This window comes from Streptomyces prunicolor, assembly GCF_045162825.1.
Lineage (GTDB): Bacteria > Actinomycetota > Actinomycetes > Streptomycetales > Streptomycetaceae > Streptomyces > Streptomyces prunicolor.
Genome location: NZ_CP108676.1, coordinates 9,640,193 through 9,655,608, shown reverse-complemented (window position 1 = coordinate 9,655,608; position 15,416 = coordinate 9,640,193). Strand labels below are relative to the sequence as shown.

The following is a 15,416-nucleotide window of genomic DNA, read 5'->3' as shown; positions in this document are numbered from 1 at the left end:
CCCCGACGAAGTCGGTCACGGGTAGAACGCGGGCCGTTCCACCAGCTCGACCTCCACCCGCACCCCGTCCTCCAACGCCCGTACCCCCGCCTCGCACACGGCCGCCGCCGCGTACCCGTCCCACACGCTCGGGCCGGTCACCTCGCCGCGGCGGGTGGCGTCGACCCAGGTCTGGATCTCGCGGTCGTAGGCGTCGGCGAAGCGTTCGACGAAGTCCTGGGCGATGGTGCCGCCCCAGCGGCCGGCCATGTTGGTGACCATGGCGTGGCCGTCGCCGATGCGGGCGGTGCCGCGTTCGCAGACGACCTCGGCCTGGACCTGGTAGCCGAAGCCGCAGTTGACGAACATCTCGACGTCGACGATCGCGCCGCCGTCGGTCTCGAAGACGACGAACTGCGGGTCCTGGAGGTCGTCCGGGGCGCTCGCCGAGGGGCGCGGGCGCAGCACCTGGACGGCGGTGATCTCGTGGCCCAGCAGCCAGCGCGTCACGTCCGTCTCATGGGCCACCGAGTCGCTGATCAGCATGGAACTGGTGAAGAAGGGCGGGCTGGCGGCGTTGCGGTGCCGGTTGTGGAGCATGAGCGGTCTGCCCAACTGGCCTGTTCCCAGGAGGGACTTGAGCTTCATGTACTCGGCGTCGTAGCGCCGCATGAAGCCGACCTGCACCCGGCGGTGACCGAGGCGTACCTCCGCCTCCATCACCCGTAGCGCCGAGGCCGCGTCCGGCGTGAGCGGCTTCTCGCACAGGACCGGGAGGTCGTGCTCGAAGGCCGTCAGCAGGGCCGCCTCGTGGGCCGGGCCCGGTGAGGCGATCAGGACCGCGTCGACGTCCGCCGCCGCCATCGCCGCGGCCGGGTCGGTGTACGCCGTGCAGCCGTCGACACCGGACGCGATCCGTTTGGCGCGTTCGGCGTCGACGTCCACGACGGCACTCACCCGGGCGCCGTTGACCACGTCCTGGATCCTGCGGACGTGGTCGGCTCCCATCTTTCCGGTTCCGACGACTGCCACTCCGAGCGGGTCGCGCGGGTTCATGGCCATCGGCCGTCCTTTCGGGTCGTCAGGCACCGCGGGAAGGGTCAGGCACCGCAGGAACGGAGGAACTTGCGGGTGCGCTCCGCGATGGGGAGCGGCTTGTCCGGCTCGCACGGGTACATGTCCTGCTCGACGATCGCGAACAACTCCACACCCAGGCGCTGCGCCGCGATCAGCACCGGCTCCAACTCCGGTACGCCGGACGGCGGTTCACACATCACTCCGCGTGCCACGGCCGGTCCGAACGGCACCTCGTTCTTGACGACGTCGGCGAGGATCTCCGGGTCGACCTGCTTGAGGTGCAGATAGCCGATGCGTTCGCCGTACGTCTCGATCAGCTTGACGCTGTCGCCGCCGCAGTAGGCGTAATGCCCGGTGTCCAGGCAGAGGTTGACCAGTTCGGAGTCGGTCGAGTCCAGGAAGTGCTCGACGTGGTCCTCGGTGTCGAGGTGGGTGTCGGCGTGCGGGTGGACGACGAGGTCGAGTCCGTACGCCTCCTTGACCTCGTGCCCGAGCCGCTCCATGCCCTTGGTCAAGTGGGCCCACTGTTCGCCGGTCAGCTCCGGCGGCTCCAGGATCTCGGCGGTCTTGTCGTCCCGCCAGAAGGAGGGGATGACGACCAGGTGCCGCGCACCCATCTCCTGGGTGAGCGCGGCGACTTGGCTGACGTGCTCCCATGTCGCGTCCCAGACGGAGGGGCCGCGGTGCAGGCCGGTGAAGACCGTGCCCGCGGACACCTTCAGCTCGCGTCGGGCGAGCTCGTCCGTGAGCCGGGCCGGGTCGGTCGGCAGATAGCCGTACGGGCCCAGCTCGATCCAGGAGTAGCCGGCCTGCGCGACCTCGTCCAAGAACCGTTCCCACGGCACCTGTTGGGGGTCGTCCGGGAACCACACGCCCCACGAGTCCGGGGCGGAACCGACCCGGATGCGGTCCAGGAAGGGGCGGTCCGACATGTCAGGCGGTCCCTTCAGGAGACGCGCTCACCGGCGCCTTCAGGGCCTTCTCGTCCGGGAGTTCGTCGACGTCGAGGCCGCGGACCTGGGACAACTCGTGCTTGAGCGCGGCGAGTTCGGTACCGCCCGCCATGTGGTTGGTGAGCTCTTCGAGGGTGATCTCGCTGCGCTCGGCGGAGAGCTCCATGGTGCCCAGGCGCAGCACACTGAAGTGGTCGCCGACCATGTAGGCGTGGTGCGGGTTGTGGGTGATGAAGATGACCCCGAGCCCGCGCTCCCGCGCCGCGGCCACGTACTTCAGCACCACACCGGACTGCTTGACACCCAGCGCTGCGGTCGGCTCGTCCAGGATCAGGACCCGGGCGCCGAAGTAGACGGCACGGGCGATCGCCACACACTGGCGCTGGCCGCCCGACAGGGTGCCGATGGGCTGGTCCAGGTTGTCCAGGACGATGCCCATGTTGCGCAGTTCCTCGTCCGCGGTCTTCTTCATCCGCTCGATGTCGAGACGGCGGAACGGCCAGGGGCCCTTCGTCATCTCCGAGCCGAGGAAGAAGTTGCGCCACACCGGCATCAGCGGCACGACCGCCAGATCCTGGTAGACCGTCGCGATGCCACGGTCCAACGCCTGACGCGGGGTGGTGAGATGCACCGCCCCGCCGTCGACGAGGAACTCGCCCTCCGTGTGCTGATGCAGCCCTGAGATGATTTTGATCAGCGTGGACTTGCCCGCGCCGTTGTCACCCAGCACGCAGGTCACCTGGCCCGGACGGACCGCGAGGTCCACACCGTGCAGGGCACGGACATTGCCGTAGGACTTGCCCGCGTTGCGCAGTTGGACGATCGGCGCGTCCGCGTCGCTCGGCGCCGTGTCTTCGAGAATGGCGCCGTGGGTGCCGGATTCGTTGCTTGCCATGAAGGTCACCTCCGGGTCGCGGTGCGCTGGACCCACAGATTGATGAGGACGGCGCCGAGCAGCATCACGCCGAGGAACGCCTTGAACCAGTCGGGGTTCCAGCCGGCATAGACGATGCCCTGCTGCACCATGCCGAACATGAACGCCCCGAAGACCGGACCGATCGCCGAACCGGCACCACCGGTCAGCAGACAACCACCGATCACCGCCGCGGAGATGTAGATCAGCTCCTGGCCCACACCCTCACCGGACTGCACCGTGTTGAACGTGAACAACTGGTGCATACCGATGAACCAGGCACCGAAACCGACCAGCATGAACAGCGAGATCTTCGTGAACGCCACCGGCACACCGACCGCCCGCGCCGAGTCCTTGTTCCCACCGACCGCGAAGATCCAGTTGCCGTACTTCGTCCGCAGCAGCACCCAGGTCGCGATCGCCGCGAACACCAGCCAGTAGAAGATCGTGATCTTCACATCGACGCCGCCGATGTCGAAGGACGCCGCGAAAACCTTCTTGGCCTGGCCGAAACCATCCATGTTGCTGATGTCGTCGGTCGCGACGTTCCCGGTGACCAGCTTCGTCACCGCGAGGTTGACACCCTGCAGGATCAGGAAGCTGCCCAGGGTGACCAGGAAGCTCGGCAGCCCGGTCTTGACGACCATCCACCCGTTGAGGAACCCGATCCCCAGCGACACCAGCAGCGCGACGACCACACCGACCCACACGTTCATGGTCAGCTGATAGCTGAGCATGCTCGCGGTCAGCGCCGAGGTGATCACCGCGACACCGGCGGAGAGGTCGAACTCCCCACCGATCATCAACAGCGCCACCGGCAACGCCATGATCCCGATCGTCGACGAACTGTAGAGAATGTTCGCCATCGAGGCGCCGTCCCGCACCGGCGGAGCAGCGATCAGGAAGAACACGTACACCGCAGCGGCACCGAGGAAGACACCCACCTCGGGGCGGGCCAACAGCCGTAGCGCCAGGGGCCGTTCGACGGTCCGCCCGTCGGATTCCTTGGGGCCGGGGGCCGGCGGTGAGGTCACCGCCGGCTCGGCGTGCTGGGTCATACTGATCACCGGGTTCCGTTGGCGGCGTACTTGGCGACGGCGTCGACGTTGGTCTTGTCGACGAAGGCCGGGCCGGTCAGTACGGGCTGCTCACCGCCGCCGCTGTAGTTGCCGTTGTTCTTGTAGAGCCACAGGGAGTCGACCGCCAAGTAGCCCTGGAGGTACGGCTGCTGGTCGACCGCGAACTGGACGGTGCCGGCCTTGATGGCGCCCGTCAGGGTGCTGTTGAGGTCGAAGGTCGCGACCTTCGCCTTGCTGCCCGCGTCGGACAGCGACTGCACGGCCGTCATGGCGAACGGAGCGCCCAGGGTGACGACGTAGTCGATGGCCTTGTCCTGCGTGAGCTTGGCCGTGATCGTCGACTTCACCGACGGCATGTCCGTGCCGTTGACGTTGAGGACCTCGGTGGTGCCGGTGAAGGTCTTCTTCACACCGGCGCAGCGCTGGGTCAGACCGATGTTGCCCTGCTCCTGGATGACACAGACGGCCTTCTTGGCGCCTTCCGAGTTCAGCCGCTTGCCGAGCGCCTCGCCGGCCACCGTCTCGTCCTGGCCGAAGAACTCCAGCAGTCCGAGCTTCTTCCAGTCGCTGAGACCGGAGTTGAGGCCCACGACGGGTATGTTCGCGGTCTTCGCCTTGGCGATGACGTCCTTCAGGGCGTCGGGCTTGGCGAGGGTGACCGCGATGCCGTCGACCTTCTGGTCGATCGCGTTCTGCACCAGGTTCGACTGGTTGCCCGCGTTCGGGTCGGCCGAGTAGACGAGCTTGATGTTGTCCTTGGCGGCGGCGGCCTGGGCGCCCTTGCGGACGATGTCCCAGAACGTGTCGCCGGGCGCCTGGTGCGTGACCAGGGCGACCGTCATACGAGGGGTGCTCGCCTTGCCCGCGGAGGCGCCGGAGGAGTCCTCGGTGGACTTCTTGCCGCCCGAGCTGCTGGAGCAGCCGGCGAGGGTCAGGGCCGCTGCCGCGGCCACCGCCACGATGGGGGCCATTCTGCGCGAGCGGGAGTAAGTGGAACGGTCCATCTTTCCTGCACCTCACTGTGCTTCAGGGGAAAGGGAGTCATGATCGCAGAAATCCGGGCTCGGGGCCTGTCGGCCCCGGGTCGTTTGCCGCGAAACACGGCTGTTGCGCTGGGACGGAATCAAATCCCCGGTCGCGTCCGCTGTCAATACTTTGTTAAGACATCATTTCACGAGCAGGTCCGAATGTAAGTACAAACTATTGACAGGGAGCCCCTCCGAGACCTACACCTGGGAGGCGGCAGGCCTCTGGACCCGCCCACCCCCAGCAGCTCAGAGGAGTGTCGCGCATGGCCGAGTCAGCCCAGTCCTTCGATCTGATCACCATGGGCCGCATCGGGGTCGATCTCTACCCGTTGCAGTCTGGCGTACCGCTGGCCCGTGTGGAGACGTTCGGCAAGTTCCTCGGAGGTTCGGCGAGCAATGTGGCGGTCGCCGCCGCCCGGCTCGGCCGCAGCACCGCGGTGATCACCCGCACCGGCGACGACCCCTTCGGGACGTATCTGCACGAGGCCCTCAAGGACTTCGGGGTCGACGACCGCTGGGTCACGCCCGTCGCGGACTACCCGACGCCGGTCACGTTCTGCGAGATCTTCCCGCCGGACGACTTCCCGCTGTACTTCTACCGGCAGCCCAAGGCGCCCGACCTGGAGATCCGCACCGAGGAGCTGGACTACTTCGCGATCCGCCAGGCCCGCGTCTTCTGGATCACCGGCACCGGTCTGAGCGAGGAGCCGAGCCGCTCCGCCACGCTCGCCGCCCTCAAGGCGCGCGACAAGGCGGGCACCACGGTCTTCGACCTCGACTGGCGCCCCATGTTCTGGAAGAACCCGGAAGAGGCCCGCCCGTACTACGCGGAGGCCCTGCGGCACGCGACGGTCGCGGTCGGCAACCTCGACGAGTGCGAGGTCGCCACCGGCGTCCGCGAGCCCCGCGCCTGCGCCCAGGCACTGCTCGACGCGGGCGTGGAGCTCGCCGTCGTCAAGCAGGGCCCCAAGGGTGTCCTGGCCCTCCACCGCGACGGCACCACCGCCGAGGTACCGCCGGTCCCCGTGGAGGTCCTCAACGGCCTCGGCGCGGGCGACGCGTTCGGCGGCTCGCTGTGCCACGGGCTGCTGGCCGGCTGGGACTTGGAACGGTCCATGCGGTTCGCCAACGCGGCCGGCGCCCTCGTCGCCTCCCGTCTCGCCTGCTCCACCGCGATGCCCACCGAGTCCGAGGTCGAGGACCTCCTCGCCGGCGCGCGCGTGGGCGGCTGACCCCATGGCCGCCCGAGCCTTCCCTGAACGGAGCTTCTCTTGAGCATCAGCATCCCCGACCTCGTCACGGTCAGAGCCCGGCACCCGGAGGCGATCGCCGAGGCGGCCGCCCGCCGGGTACGCCGCCCGCTGCTGGGCGACAGCGGCCGCCTGATGATCGTGGCCGCCGACCACCCGGCCCGCGGCGCCCTCGGCGTCGGCGACCACCGCACGGCCATGGCGAACCGCGCCGACCTGCTGGAACGCCTCTGCATCGCGCTCTCCCGGCCCGGTGTCGACGGGGTACTCGCCACCGCCGACATCCTGGAGGACCTGCTCCTCCTCGGTGTCCTGGACGGCAAGGTCGTCATGGGCTCGATGAACCGCGGCGGCCTGTCCGGCGCCGCCTTCGAGATGGACGACCGGTTCACCGGCCACCGCGCCGAGGACATCGAGCGCCTCCGCTTCGACGCGGGCAAACTGCTGCTCCGCATCGACTACGGCGACCCGGGCTCGCTCACCACCCTGGAGTCGACGGCACGCGCCATCGACGACATGGCGGCGCGCCAACTCCCCCTGTTCGTAGAGCCGTTCATATCCCGCCGGGTCGACGGCAAGGTCCGCAACGACCTGTCCGCCGAGGCCGTGACCCGCTCGATCGCGATCTCCTCGGGCCTGGGCGGCACCTCCGCCTACACCTGGCTGAAACTGCCCGTCACCGACGACCCGGACGACATGGCCGAGGTCCTGGAGACCTCGACCCTGCCCGTCGTCCTGCTCGGCGGCGAGGTCGGCGACGACCAGGAGGGCGCGTACGAGAAGTGGCGCAAGACGCTGCGCCTGCCCACCGTCCAGGGCCTGGTCGTGGGCCGCTCCCTGCTGTATCCCGCCGATGGTGGCGTGGAGACGGCGGTGGACACCGCTGTAGGCCTGTTGTGAACCGGAGGCACACCATGACGAGCGCGTATCACCTTCCCGCCGGAAAGGCCCTCGGCGGCCCCTACGTCGTGGACGTCACCCCTGAGTCGGCGGCCTGGGGCTACTCCAGCCTGCGGGTCCTGGAGCTGCCGCCGGGCGGCACCCACACCTTCGACACCGACGACAGCGAGTGGATCGTCGTCCCGCTCGCCGGCGCCTGCACGGTCTCCGCGGCCGACGACTTCGGCCACGACACCTTCGAACTCCACGGCCGCGAGAGCGTGTTCACCGCCGTGAGCGACTTCGCGTACGTCCCGCGCGATTCCCGTACGACGGTCTCGTCGCCCGGCGGTGGCCGCTTCGCGCTGACCGGCGCCCGCTGCACCCGCCGACTGCCCGCCCGCTACGGCCCTGCCTCGTCGGTGCCGGTGGAGCTGCGCGGCACCGGCAACAGCAGCCGCCAGGTCAACAACTTCGGCGCGGCCGGCGTCTTCGAGTGCGACAAGCTCATCGCCGTAGAGGTGATCACGCCCGGCGGGAACTGGTCCTCCTTCCCGCCGCACAAGCACGACGAGCACCGGCCCGGCGAGGAGTCCGTCCTCGAAGAGGTCTACTACTTCGAGTTCGCCGACCACGAGGGCACCCCCGGTCTCGGCTACCAGCGCGTCTCCCCGTCCGGGCAGGGCCGTAACACGGACGTCCTGGCCGAAGTCCGGGGCGGGGACGTCGTGTTGATCCCGGACGGCTGGCACGGGCCCTCGATGGCGGTGCCCGGTCACCACATGTACTACCTCAACGTCATGGCGGGTCCCGAGGACGACCGCTCCTGGCTGATCTGCGACCACCCCGATCATGCCTGGGTCCGCGGCACCTGGCCCGAGCAGCCCGTCGACCCACGCCTCCCCCTCTACACGGCACCGGAGAAGTCCTGATGAGCACCCCCACCCGCCGCCTGACCGTCGCCCAGGCCCTGGTGCAGTTCCTGTCGGTCCAGTACACCGAGCGCGACGGCGTACGGCACCGGCTGATCGCCGGCACCTGGGGCATCTTCGGCCATGGCAACGTTGCCGGACTCGGCCAGGCGCTGCTCGAAGCCGGCGAGGACACGATGCCGTTCCACCAGGGCCGCAACGAACAGGCCATGGTGCACGCGGCAGTTGGGTACGCCCGTCAACTGGACCGGCTCTCCGCGCAGGCGGTCACGACGTCCATCGGACCGGGCGCCACCAACCTGGTCACGGGTGCCGCGCTGGCCACGATCAACCGGCTGCCGGTCCTGCTCCTGCCCGGCGACTACTTCGCGACCCGCGCCGCCGACCCACTGCTCCAACAGCTGGAGCACCCGGTCGAGGCGGACCTCTCGGTCAACGACACGCTGCGCCCGGTCTCCCGCTACTTCGACCGCGTCATGCGCCCCGAGGCCCTGATCCCGGCCGCGCTCAACGCGATGCGCGTGCTCGCCGACCCGGTCGAGACGGGAGCGGTAACTCTCGCACTGCCGCAGGACGTTCAGGCCGAGGCGTACGACTGGCCGGAGGAGTTCTTCGCCGACCGCGTGTGGCACGTACGGCGTCCCGCGCCGGACGTCTTCGAGCTGGCAGAGGCCGTCGAGGCCATCCGTTCCGCCGAGCGTCCGGTGATCGTCGCGGGCGGCGGCATCCACCACAGCCAGGCCGAGGACGCGCTCAAGGCGCTCGTCGACGCCACCGGCATCCCGGTCGCCTCCACCCAGGCGGGCAAGGGATCGCTGCGCTACGACCACCCGGCCGACCTGGGCGGTATCGGCCACACCGGCACGGCCGTCAGCGACGACATCGCGCGCACGGCGGACCTGGTGATCGGCGTCGGCACCCGGTACACGGACTTCACGACGGCCTCCCACACGCTCTTCCAGAACCCGGACGTGCGGTTCGTCAACCTCAACATCACCGCGTTCGACGCGCACAAGCTCGCCGCGCGCACCCTGGTGTGCGACGCGAGGGCGGGCCTCACCGCGTTGACCGAGGCACTCGCCGATCACCGTGTGAACTCGGTTTACGAGGCCGAGTACCGCGAGGGCAAGGAGCGCTGGGAGCGGGTTGTTGACACCGCGTTCACCGCCCCCGACGAGAACGCCGTACCCACCCAGACCCAACTCCTCGGCGCCCTCGACGCGGTAGTCGGCGACGACGACGTGGTCATCAACGCGGCCGGTTCACTCCCCGGCGACCTGCACAAGCTGTGGCGGGCCCGCAGCCCGCGCCAGTACCACCTCGAATACGGCTTCTCCTGCATGGGCTACGAGATCCCGGCCGGCATCGGCGTCCAGCAGGCAGCACCAGACACCCCCGTCTGGTCGCTGGTCGGCGACGGCACCTACCTGATGATGCCGACCGAGATCGTCACGGCGGTCCAGGAGGGCCTCCCGGTCAACCTGGTCCTGATCCAGAACCACGGCTACGCCTCCATCGGCGGCCTCTCCGAGTCCGTCGGCGGCGAGCGCTTCGGCACGGCGTACCGCCACCGTTCGCCTACCGACGGTTCATTCACCGGAGCCCCGCTCCCGGTCGACCTCGCCGCCAACGCGGCCAGCCTCGGCATGGACGTCCTGCGCGCCAAGACGGTGCGCGAACTGCGCGAGGCGCTCGCCACGGCCCGCGCCTCCGACCGGCCGACGTGCGTCTACGTCGAGACCGACACCGCCACCCCGACCGCTCCCCCGGCCGAGGCCTGGTGGGACGTGCCGGTCGCCGAGACCGCCTCGCGCGCATCGGCCGTACAGGCCCGCGAGGAGTACGACCGCCAGGTCGCCGACCGTCGCCGTCACCTCTGAACTCCCCTCCCCCGAAAGGCCTTTGCACCATGAAGACGATCACTCACTGGATCGACGGCAAGCCCGTCGAGAGCACCTCGGGCCGTTTCGGTCCCGTGTACAACCCGGCGACCGGCGCGCAGGAGAAGCAGGTCGGCTTCGCGACCGTCGACGAGGTGGACGCCGCCGTCGCCTCCGCGAAGGCCGCGTTCGAGAGCTGGGGCGTCGCCTCGCTCGCCAAGCGCACCGCGATCCTGTTCAAGTACCGCGAGCTGCTGGACGCGCACCGCGACGAGATCGCCGAGCTGATCACCGCCGAGCACGGCAAGGTCCACTCGGACGCGCTCGGCGAGGTCGCGCGCGGCATGGAGATCGTCGAACTCGCCTGCGGCATCAGCGTGCAGCTGAAGGGCGAACTGTCGACGCAGGTCTCGACCCGCGTGGACGTGGCCTCAATTCGCCAGCCGCTGGGGGTGGTTGCGGGCATCACGCCGTTCAACTTCCCGGCCATGGTGCCGATGTGGATGTTCCCCCTCGCGATCGCGACGGGCAACACCTTCATCCTCAAGCCGTCCGAGAAGGACCCGTCGGCGTCGTACCGTCTCGCCGAACTCGCCTCCGAGGCGGGCCTGCCGCAGGGTGTGCTGAACGTCGTGCAGGGCGACAAGGTGGCCGTCGACCGCATCCTGGAGCACCCGGACATCGAGGCCGTCTCCTTCGTCGGCTCGACGCCGATCGCGAAGTACATCCAGCTCAAGGCAGTTGAGCACGGCAAGCGCGTCCAGGCCCTCGGTGGCGCCAAGAACCACATGCTCGTCCTCCCGGACGCGGACCTGGACTTCGCGGCCGACCAGGCGATCAACGCGGCCTACGGTTCGGCCGGTGAGCGCTGCATGGCCGTCTCCGTCGTGGTCGCGGTCGGCGACACCGGCGACGAGCTGGTCGCCAAGATCGCCGAGCGCGCCGGCAACCTGCGCATCGGCCCCGGCAACGACCCGGCGTCGGAGATGGGCCCGCTCATCACCCGCGAGCACCGCGACAAGGTCGCGTCGTACGTCGCCTCGGCCGCGGCGCAGGGCGCCGAGGTCGTCGTCGACGGCACCGGCTTCTCGGTCGAGGGCCACGAGGACGGCTTCTTCCTCGGCGTCTCCCTCCTCGACAAGGTGCCGCTGACGGCGGACGCGTACAAGGACGAGATCTTTGGACCGGTCCTGGTCGTCGTCCGCGCCGAGTCCTACGACGAGGCCATCACCCTGATCAACAGCTCCCGTTGGGGCAACGGCACCGCGATCTTCACCCGCGACGGCGGCGCCGCCCGCCGCTTCCAGATGGAGGTCAAGGCGGGCATGGTCGGCGTGAACGTGCCGATCCCGGTGCCCGTCGGCTACCACTCCTTCGGCGGCTGGAAGGACTCCCTCTTCGGGGACCTCCACGTCTACGGCAACGACGGCGTCGCCTTCTACACGCAGGGCAAGGTCATCACCACCCGCTGGCCGGACCCCGCCGACGGTGGCATCAACCTCGGTTTCCCCAGCAACTCCTGACTGCCCGTCACAATCCGTGAGGAGGTGCCCCTGTGGCGAAGACCGGTGACTTCGCGCGTGCCGCGAACGGGTCCCCGCTCGATGCCCTGCATTTCGCCCTGGACCGCAACAGTCCGGTGCCGCTGTACTACCAGCTCGCACAACAGCTGGAGTCGGCGATCGAGCACGGGACCTTGGCGCCGGGCAACCTCCTGGGCAACGAGATCGACCTGTCCGTACGCCTCGGCCTGTCCCGCCCCACCGTCCGCCAGGCCATCCAATCCCTCGTCGACAAGGGGCTGTTGGTCCGGCGGCGCGGGGTCGGCACGCAGGTGGTGCACAGCCAGGTCAAGAGACCGCTGGAACTCAGCAGCCTCTACGACGACCTGGAGTCGGCCGGACAAGGCCCGACCACGGAGGTGCTGCGCAACGAGGGCGTGCCCGCGACCGCGGATGTCGCGGCCGCCCTCGGTGTCCAGGAGGGCAGCGAGGTCACCCTCCTGGAACGGCTGCGCTCCACCCACGGCCAGCCGGTCGCGTTCCTCTGCAACTACCTCCCGTCGAACCTGCTCCCGCTCGACACCGCCCGGCTGGAGTCGACGGGCCTGTACCGGATGCTGCGCACCGCCGGCATCACCCTGCACAGCGCCCGCCAGACGATAGGCGCCCGCTCCGCCACCCCGGCGGAGGCCACCCGCCTGGACGAGAAGGAGGGCGCCGCCCTGCTCACGATGCAGCGCACGGCGTACGACGACACCGGGCGAGCAGTCGAGTACGGGACGCACATCTACCGGGCGTCCCGGTACGCGTTCGACTTCCAGTTGCTGGTCAGGCCCTGAACTACACGGCGGAGTCGAGGAGTTGCCGCTGCTCCGCCGTCAACTCCAGGTCCACGGCAGCGAGGTTCTCCTCCAGCTGGGCCACCGACGACGCCCCCGCGAGCGGGACGATCGGCAGCGGTCCGCCCAACTGCCAGGCCAGTACTACCTGGTTGACACTCGCCCCGGTCTCCTTCGCCACCTCCCGCAGCGCGGCGAGACGGGCGGGGGTGCCGGGGTGGTCGTAGTCGGCGGGCAGGGGCTTGTCCTCGCGCGTGTAGGCGCCGGCCAGCAGGGGTGAGTAGGCGACCAGGGTGAGGGCGGGCTCGGCGCGCAGATAGCCGAGCAGGTCCGGGCCGGCGCTGCCGATACTGCCGTCGGGGAAGAACTCCGAGGGCAGGTCCGTCCGAGGGCGCAGATAGCTGTGCTGGTACTGGAGGACCTCGTAGCCGGGCAGCCCGGCCGCGGCGGCGAGCGCGCGGGACCGTTCCACCCGCCAGACTGCGTGGTTGCTGACGCCGAGGAGACCGACGGTGCCCTCGGCGACCAACTCGGCGAATCCTTCGACGGTTTCCTGCAGTGGAACGCTCTGATCCTCGATGTGCGCGTACAGCAGGTCGAGTTTCTCGACACCGAGGCGTTCGCGGCTGCGCTCGGCCGACTCGCGGATGACCTTCGCCGACAGACCCTCCGGGTTGTCGACGAACCCCGTGCCGGGTGCCAGCGGACGGGCGCCGAGCTTGGTGGCGATCACGATCTCGTCGCCGATGCCGCGGCTGCGCCGCCACCGTCCGAGCAGCTTCTCGCTCTGGCCGCCCTGGCTTCCGTCGACCCAGAACGCGTAGTTGTCGGACGTGTCGATGAAGTTCCCGCCGGCCTCGACATAGCGGTCGAGCACGGCGAAGGAGGTCTCCTCGTCGGTGCGGGAGCCGAACAGCATCGCGCCGAGCGCGAGCACGCTCACCTCGCGGCGATGCGCCGGATCGGCGCCTATGGTGCGGTACTTCATGGTGGTCCCTCCCGTTCGCACCCGGTCCTCCGGGCACGAACGGGAGTCTTCCTCTTGAAGCGCACTTCAAGTCAAGGCCCCGCGCGGCTACTTGGCGAACGGCCCGTCCAGCGCGGCCCATTGGAGCAGCATGATGGTCTTGGCGTCGGCGATCTCGCCGTTCCGAATCATCTCCAGGGCTCTACGGAAGGGCAGTTCGAGGATCTCGATGTCCTCGCCCTCCTCCTGAAGACCGCCGCCCTCGTGGGTGCGGGTCGAGGGGCCGTAGGAGGCGGCGTAGAAACCGATGCGTTCGGTGACCGAGCCGGGGCTCATGTAGACGTCGAAGACGTGCTCGACCTCGCCGACGGTGTGGCCGGTCTCCTCCACCACCTCGCGTCGTACGGCCTCCTCCGGGTGCTCGTCCTCGTCGTCGAGGAGGCCTCCCGGGGTCTCGACGAGCATGCCGTCGGGGTGGCCGTTGACGTACACGGGGAAGCGGAACTGGCGGGTGAGCAGGACCGTTTCGCGCTCGGCGTCGTAGAGGAGCAGGGTGGCGCCGTTGCCGCGGTCGTGGGTCTCGCGCTCCTGGGTGGTCCAAGTGCCGTCGCCGTGGCGAAAGTCGAAGGTCGTGGTGCGCTCGACGTACCAGTGGCTGGACAGCAGGGTCACATCGCGGACCTTGACGCGGGGGTTGCCGGTCAGGTCGAGGCCGGTGCGGTCCAGGCCGGTGCGGCCCCGGCGGTCGGGGGTGTCGGCGCCGGCGGTCATCGGGCACCGGCCGGGCGGGAGGGGACGGGGACGGGGACGGCGGGAGAGTCGGGGACGATCACGTTGTTCATGTCCGACGTCTATCATCTCGGAGCGCGGGACGCCTGGCCGAAACCTGCGCCTCGCGAGCCCAACTGGTGTGCCGGTTGCGTTGATTCGTCGCGTACCGTCCCCGGGTCCGGGCATGCTGGAAGCATGTCTGAGCACGGTGATCAGGTTCCCGGGTACCGGATGATCAGGATGGAGGCCCTGCCGGACGCACCGGCGGCGGCCCTCGCGGACGTCGAGGCGTGGCAGGCCCGCAAGGCCTATCCGAACGTCCTCGGCGGTGGCGGCCCGGTGTTCGGTGTGGCCGAGGAACTGGAGACCGGCGGCTGGCGGATCATCTCCAGCTGCTCCACCTCCTTCCCGCAGGGCGCCCGCGACACCATGGCCATGCTCTTCCGCGGCTGGGCGCGGGACGCCCTTGACGCGGGCGACACGGAGTCGCAGCAGGAGTGGCTGCGCGGCGCGGAGCGGCTGGACTGGGAGACCGTGGACGAACTCACCGTGCACGGCCGCCGGTTCCGGGTCGTGCGGGGCGATCAGTTCATCCGGATGGGACCGACGGGACCGGAGCCGCCCCGGCCGTCCGACCCCGACCCGGCGAAGGTGGGGCACGGGAACGAATACCGCGGCCGTACCAAGGGATTCGTGATCGATCCGTACACCCCGACGGGGATGTCCGAGGGCATCCTGCGGATGGAGTTGCTGTCGCTGGTCCAGGCGCGGGGCACGGCTCCCGCCGCCGTACGGAAGGACTCGTTGCGTGCTCTGAAGACGCATCCCGGGGGTGTGCTGCTGCCGGCCGAGTTCACCGCGGCCGAGTTCTCGGACGGCCACTGGGCGCCGACGCAGATGACGAACCCGAGTCCGCAGGGGTCGCGGGACACGCTCACCTCCTATCTGCGGGTGATGGCGCCGGTCATGGAGCAGCTCGACGAGGAGACACGGGCGGAGTACGGGCGGCTGGCCGACCGGATCGACGCCGAGCGCTGCGACGAGATCGTGATCGACGGGTGCCGGACACGGATCGTGCGCGTAGAACGCCTCGTGCGGGTCGGTCCCGACGGTCCCGAGGGCCCGCGCCCGTCCGACCCCGACCCCGAACTGCCCACCGCCGTCCAGACGCAACAGCTCCGCGAGGAAGGCGTGTTCGACGAGGACCGGGTGCTCAGCGAGGAGGAGGCCGAGCAGCAGCGCATCGCCGAGGAGCAGGCGAAGGAGTTCCTCCGGCTCTTCGAGGAGCAGCGGAAACGGCGCGAGGCGGCGGAGGGATCCTGAGTCGGGGGCCCGACCGCGTGGTGCGCGGTCGGGCCCCGTCCGGC

General features: G+C 69.5%; 14 protein-coding genes. 7 read left to right on the top strand and 7 right to left on the bottom strand.

What is annotated here, in order from left to right:
* Positions 1-15: 15 nt before the first annotated feature.
* From OG588_RS43745 to OG588_RS43725, 5 genes are read right to left on the bottom strand one after another with little or no spacing between them, the layout of a single operon-like run.
* Positions 16-1,035, bottom strand: a complete 1,020-nt coding sequence (locus OG588_RS43745; RefSeq protein ID WP_405953363.1) for a Gfo/Idh/MocA family protein — start codon at positions 1,033-1,035, stop codon at positions 16-18.
* Positions 1,036-1,079: 44 nt separating this feature from the next.
* Positions 1,080-1,988, bottom strand: a complete 909-nt coding sequence (locus OG588_RS43740; RefSeq protein ID WP_405952106.1) for a sugar phosphate isomerase/epimerase family protein — start codon at positions 1,986-1,988, stop codon at positions 1,080-1,082.
* A 1-nt stretch (position 1,989) separates the two neighbouring features.
* Entirely contained in the window at positions 1,990-2,904 is a 915-nt protein-coding gene (locus OG588_RS43735; protein WP_405952105.1) for an ATP-binding cassette domain-containing protein, read from the bottom strand.
* A 5-nt stretch (positions 2,905-2,909) separates the two neighbouring features.
* The gene (locus OG588_RS43730; RefSeq protein WP_405953362.1) at positions 2,910-3,986 is read right to left on the bottom strand and encodes an ABC transporter permease; all 1,077 of its coding nucleotides are present in this window, start codon (positions 3,984-3,986) and stop codon (positions 2,910-2,912) included.
* Positions 3,986-5,005, bottom strand: coding sequence for a sugar ABC transporter substrate-binding protein (locus OG588_RS43725; protein WP_405952104.1), 1,020 nt, complete (start codon positions 5,003-5,005; stop codon positions 3,986-3,988). Before OG588_RS43725 ends, OG588_RS43730 begins: the two co-directional genes overlap by 1 nt.
* A gap of 287 nt (positions 5,006-5,292) precedes the next feature.
* Here OG588_RS43725 and iolC point away from each other — a divergent pair, with 287 nt between their 5' ends.
* Genes iolC through OG588_RS43695 form a run of 6 tightly spaced genes read left to right on the top strand, consistent with a single transcriptional unit; the run spans position 5,293 to position 12,311 of the window.
* The gene (gene iolC / locus OG588_RS43720) at positions 5,293-6,261 is read left to right on the top strand and encodes a 5-dehydro-2-deoxygluconokinase (RefSeq protein WP_405952103.1); all 969 of its coding nucleotides are present in this window, start codon (positions 5,293-5,295) and stop codon (positions 6,259-6,261) included.
* A 39-nt stretch (positions 6,262-6,300) separates the two neighbouring features.
* Positions 6,301-7,179 (top strand): deoxyribose-phosphate aldolase, encoded by an 879-nt coding sequence (locus tag OG588_RS43715; RefSeq protein WP_405952102.1) that lies wholly within the window; start codon positions 6,301-6,303, stop codon positions 7,177-7,179.
* A gap of 14 nt (positions 7,180-7,193) precedes the next feature.
* Positions 7,194-8,090, top strand: a complete 897-nt coding sequence (gene iolB / locus OG588_RS43710) for a 5-deoxy-glucuronate isomerase (RefSeq protein ID WP_405952101.1) — start codon at positions 7,194-7,196, stop codon at positions 8,088-8,090.
* Entirely contained in the window at positions 8,090-9,970 is a 1,881-nt protein-coding gene (gene iolD / locus OG588_RS43705) for a 3D-(3,5/4)-trihydroxycyclohexane-1,2-dione acylhydrolase (decyclizing) (RefSeq protein WP_405952100.1), read from the top strand. The genes iolB and iolD overlap by 1 nt, the downstream gene beginning before the upstream one ends.
* 29 nt (positions 9,971-9,999) lie before the next feature.
* On the top strand, positions 10,000-11,493 hold the full coding sequence (locus tag OG588_RS43700; RefSeq protein ID WP_019060176.1) for a CoA-acylating methylmalonate-semialdehyde dehydrogenase: 1,494 nt from the start codon (positions 10,000-10,002) through the stop codon (positions 11,491-11,493).
* A 32-nt stretch (positions 11,494-11,525) separates the two neighbouring features.
* Positions 11,526-12,311, top strand: a complete 786-nt coding sequence (locus OG588_RS43695; protein WP_405952099.1) for a GntR family transcriptional regulator — start codon at positions 11,526-11,528, stop codon at positions 12,309-12,311.
* 1 nt (position 12,312) lies between these two features.
* Here OG588_RS43695 and OG588_RS43690 read toward each other — a convergent pair whose 3' ends face one another.
* On the bottom strand, positions 12,313-13,299 hold the full coding sequence (locus OG588_RS43690; protein ID WP_405952098.1) for an aldo/keto reductase: 987 nt from the start codon (positions 13,297-13,299) through the stop codon (positions 12,313-12,315).
* Between the two features lie 87 nt (positions 13,300-13,386).
* The gene (locus OG588_RS43685) at positions 13,387-14,049 is read right to left on the bottom strand and encodes an NUDIX domain-containing protein (protein WP_405952097.1); all 663 of its coding nucleotides are present in this window, start codon (positions 14,047-14,049) and stop codon (positions 13,387-13,389) included.
* Between the two features lie 195 nt (positions 14,050-14,244).
* On the opposite strand from OG588_RS43685, the gene OG588_RS43680 reads away from it, so the two are divergent.
* A complete protein-coding gene (locus OG588_RS43680; protein WP_026150903.1) occupies positions 14,245-15,372 on the top strand; it encodes a DUF5954 family protein in 1,128 nt (375 codons plus the stop codon).
* Positions 15,373-15,416 lie beyond the last annotated feature (44 nt).

Excerpts from the sequence above, each read along its gene's own strand:
- OG588_RS43680 (WP_026150903.1), top strand. The coding sequence starts at position 14,245 with ATGTCTGAGCACGGTGATCAGGTTCCCGGGTACCGGATGATCAGGATG.
- iolB (WP_405952101.1), top strand. The coding sequence starts at position 7,194 with ATGACGAGCGCGTATCACCTTCCCGCCGGAAAGGCCCTCGGCGGCCCC.
- OG588_RS43690 (WP_405952098.1), bottom strand. The coding sequence starts at position 13,299 with ATGAAGTACCGCACCATAGGCGCCGATCCGGCGCATCGCCGCGAGGTG.
- OG588_RS43740 (WP_405952106.1), bottom strand. The coding sequence starts at position 1,988 with ATGTCGGACCGCCCCTTCCTGGACCGCATCCGGGTCGGTTCCGCCCCG.
- OG588_RS43700 (WP_019060176.1), top strand. The coding sequence starts at position 10,000 with ATGAAGACGATCACTCACTGGATCGACGGCAAGCCCGTCGAGAGCACC.
- OG588_RS43735 (WP_405952105.1), bottom strand. The coding sequence starts at position 2,904 with ATGGCAAGCAACGAATCCGGCACCCACGGCGCCATTCTCGAAGACACG.
- iolD (WP_405952100.1), top strand. The coding sequence starts at position 8,090 with ATGAGCACCCCCACCCGCCGCCTGACCGTCGCCCAGGCCCTGGTGCAG.
- iolC (WP_405952103.1), top strand. The coding sequence starts at position 5,293 with ATGGCCGAGTCAGCCCAGTCCTTCGATCTGATCACCATGGGCCGCATC.
- OG588_RS43725 (WP_405952104.1), bottom strand. The coding sequence starts at position 5,005 with ATGGACCGTTCCACTTACTCCCGCTCGCGCAGAATGGCCCCCATCGTG.
- OG588_RS43685 (WP_405952097.1), bottom strand. The coding sequence starts at position 14,049 with ATGACCGCCGGCGCCGACACCCCCGACCGCCGGGGCCGCACCGGCCTG.
- OG588_RS43745 (WP_405953363.1), bottom strand. The coding sequence starts at position 1,035 with ATGAACCCGCGCGACCCGCTCGGAGTGGCAGTCGTCGGAACCGGAAAG.